Origin of the sequence: Acidiplasma cupricumulans (genome assembly GCF_001402935.1) — an archaeon.
Taxonomy (GTDB): Archaea; Thermoplasmatota; Thermoplasmata; order Thermoplasmatales; family Thermoplasmataceae; genus Acidiplasma; species Acidiplasma aeolicum.
Genome location: NZ_LKBH01000135.1, coordinates 1 through 2,638, shown reverse-complemented (window position 1 = coordinate 2,638; position 2,638 = coordinate 1). Strand labels below are relative to the sequence as shown.

Here is a 2,638-nt window from a genome sequence, read left to right as displayed (position 1 = left end):
TTTGTTAATGTAAGACATGGTACGACAAAAAAATGGCTAAATTTGATAAAAATGTTAAATAATAGGCAAATATTTAAATATAAATCTCTTATTATATTTTTGGGGATGAATAAAATGATTACCATAGGTTTGGATTTAGGTTACGGCGATACCAAGGTAATATCTGAAAATGAGCAAAGGTATATATTCCCTTCCCGCTGGGCAAAGGCCGAGTCAAGAAATTGGGGTATTGGTGGTAATATACCTGTAATTTCTGTTGATGACGGAGACTCATTTGTATTTGGAAAGGATGCCATAGGTTCAGGTGTTAGGCAGCCACAGGAGGACAGCAGACTTTCTGATCCAAATTCATATCCATTGCTCGCAGCGGCCTTATGGGTAACAAATCTTGGTAAGGAAAATACAGAAGTAACACTGGCCAGTGGTACACAGCTTGGGTCCTTTGAAAAGGAGGTGGAGAAGGCAAGGAATCTTCTTGAGGGGAAAACCATAAAAATAAAATCCTCGGCTGGTGAGGAACAAAAATTCACCATATCCAAACTTGTGATGAGACCTCAGGGTGTCGGTGCGGCAATATATTTATTAAACCGTGGATTAATTAGGAAACAATACGGTAATGCGGTGATTATAGACATTGGGTTTAGAACAACTGATGTATTAACAATAAATATGGAGAACATGGAACCAATAGTTGAGCTTTCATTTACAATACAGGCAGGAGTGGGGGATGTTGTTTCTGGAATAAGCAAGGTAATAGCCAAGGAAACAGGATTTATAGTTCCAGCTGATGTGGCCAGGGATGCAATATCGTCAAAGGTTGTCTACAGTCAGAAGGAGGTTGGTGGTCCAATTGTTTCACAACCATTATTAGACGCACTTGCACAGAAGGTGATAGACGATATGAGGGAAAACATGCGTGAAGACCTTGATAGGATAACTGCTTTAATTCCTGTGGGCGGTGGATCAATACTGGTTGGGCAGAAGCTGGATGAACTTGCACCCGGGCACATGGTTAAGGTTCCCGTGGAGGATATGCAATTTACCAATGTCCTTGGATACAGAATTGCAGCAAGTCAATAATTTTACAATAATTTTAAAAATAATTTTAATTTATAAATTTTATAAAATATGTATTAGTGCTGGATATGAACTGTATGCAACATATATTCCGACCAGAACTATAATAATTGCGAATATCTTTCTAAGCAGCTTTTTATTCATGCCAACTGATATTTTTGTTCCAAAGAAGCCACCAAGAATGCCACCAATCACATATACAATGGCAACAAGATACAGAACCTCTCCATGGAATCCGTACTCTGCTGCTGTAACTATCCCGAAGGTACCAACAGCAAATAGCGATGTGCCTATTGCCATACTTATCTTAATCTTTGTGGATGATAGTAATGCAGGCACTATTAAGAAGCCACCGCCAATACCAAAGAAACCTGAGGCAAAGCCCACTGCAAGTGAGAATGCAGATACCTTGTCATATCTTGTTTGTTTTGTTAATTCCTTGCAATCCTCTGTTGGCAGGCTACGGCATTTGCTGATATACATATATATACCAATGGCTATCATGAGCATGGAGAAAAAGAAAAGCAGCTGGCCGCCCTTTATCTTAAGCCCAACATATGCACCAAGTAAAACTCCTATCACACCAACAAGGGCAAAAATAGGTGCTATTTTTAAATTTACGTTTTTCTTTCTGAGATGCTGATAGAAATTAATAAATGCTGTCAGGCCAACAGCAAGTGCAGTGGTACCTATTGCAAGATGTGGATGATTAATACCAACAAAATATATAAACAAAGGGACTGCAAGTATTGATCCACCACCACCTATTAAGCCTAAACTAAAACCGACTGCTATACCGGATATTAGGGCAAATAAATACTGAATGATTGTTATTATCATTTTTATCTAAGGGTATATAACTAATTACTATATATATGTTTTTCATGTTTATACATTAATTATTCATATTTATGAAAAAATATTAATTTTATACATTATTATGATTAATTTTCATGCAATAACGTGCTTAGGTGATATAGGGCCTTCCCAGCATTGGAGTTATCGATTATTATCCATATTTCTGTATCCAATCTGTAAATGTTGGTAAACTTTATTCCATAGGTCATAAGATAATCCGTTATCAGCAATGTTAACCCTGGTGTAAATGAGGATTCCTTTGGAAGTATTATCTTAATAAGCGCAATTTTGCTCTCGCTGCCCTTGTTGCTTGCTATGCACACATAATAATTAGACTCCTTCATTACAAGTATTGCATTATCTGGAATTTTTTTAATGTCATCAAAATATATAACACTGTATTCATATTCTATTGTTAATGACGACCTTTTAAGTATGTCAAGATCATCTATGTATTCTGGCTTTTGCGTCTTCATATTTGCAAGGACCTTGACAATGGTATTAAATTTTACAGGCTTTCCGGTCATGGCCTCAACCTTATCCTTAATATTTTCTGCAATTTTGGTGTAATTGCATAACCCGCTTGAAATTGCCATGGAAAAAATTAAATTATTATTCACAATAACTTTTACTGCGTCTGATATTTTTGTCATGCTTGTTTATTATTTTATAATATAAATTCATTGCTATTGAAAATATTCTA

3 protein-coding genes are annotated in these 2,638 nt (G+C 36.1%); 1 reads left to right on the top strand and 2 read right to left on the bottom strand.

Annotated elements, in window-relative coordinates:
* Positions 1 to 114 precede the first annotated feature (114 nt).
* Positions 115 to 1,080, top strand: a complete 966-nt coding sequence (locus tag AOG55_RS04085; protein WP_048101838.1) for a ParM/StbA family protein — start codon at positions 115 to 117, stop codon at positions 1,078 to 1,080.
* Positions 1,081 to 1,119: 39 nt separating this feature from the next.
* Here AOG55_RS04085 and AOG55_RS04080 read toward each other — a convergent pair whose 3' ends face one another.
* Both AOG55_RS04080 and AOG55_RS04075 read right to left on the bottom strand, forming a co-directional pair.
* The gene (locus AOG55_RS04080) at positions 1,120 to 1,917 is read right to left on the bottom strand and encodes a sulfite exporter TauE/SafE family protein (RefSeq protein ID WP_055040924.1); all 798 of its coding nucleotides are present in this window, start codon (positions 1,915 to 1,917) and stop codon (positions 1,120 to 1,122) included.
* A 104-nt stretch (positions 1,918 to 2,021) separates the two neighbouring features.
* Positions 2,022 to 2,588: a hypothetical protein gene (locus AOG55_RS04075; protein WP_048101697.1), complete on the bottom strand. Its 567-nt coding sequence runs from the start codon at positions 2,586 to 2,588 to the stop codon at positions 2,022 to 2,024.
* Positions 2,589 to 2,638: the final 50 nt, after the last annotated feature.

Coding starts and splice junctions, on each gene's coding strand:
- AOG55_RS04085 (WP_048101838.1), top strand. CDS start 115: ATGATTACCATAGGTTTGGATTTAGGTTACGGCGATACCAAGGTAATA.
- AOG55_RS04080 (WP_055040924.1), bottom strand. CDS start 1,917: ATGATAATAACAATCATTCAGTATTTATTTGCCCTAATATCCGGTATA.
- AOG55_RS04075 (WP_048101697.1), bottom strand. CDS start 2,588: ATGACAAAAATATCAGACGCAGTAAAAGTTATTGTGAATAATAATTTA.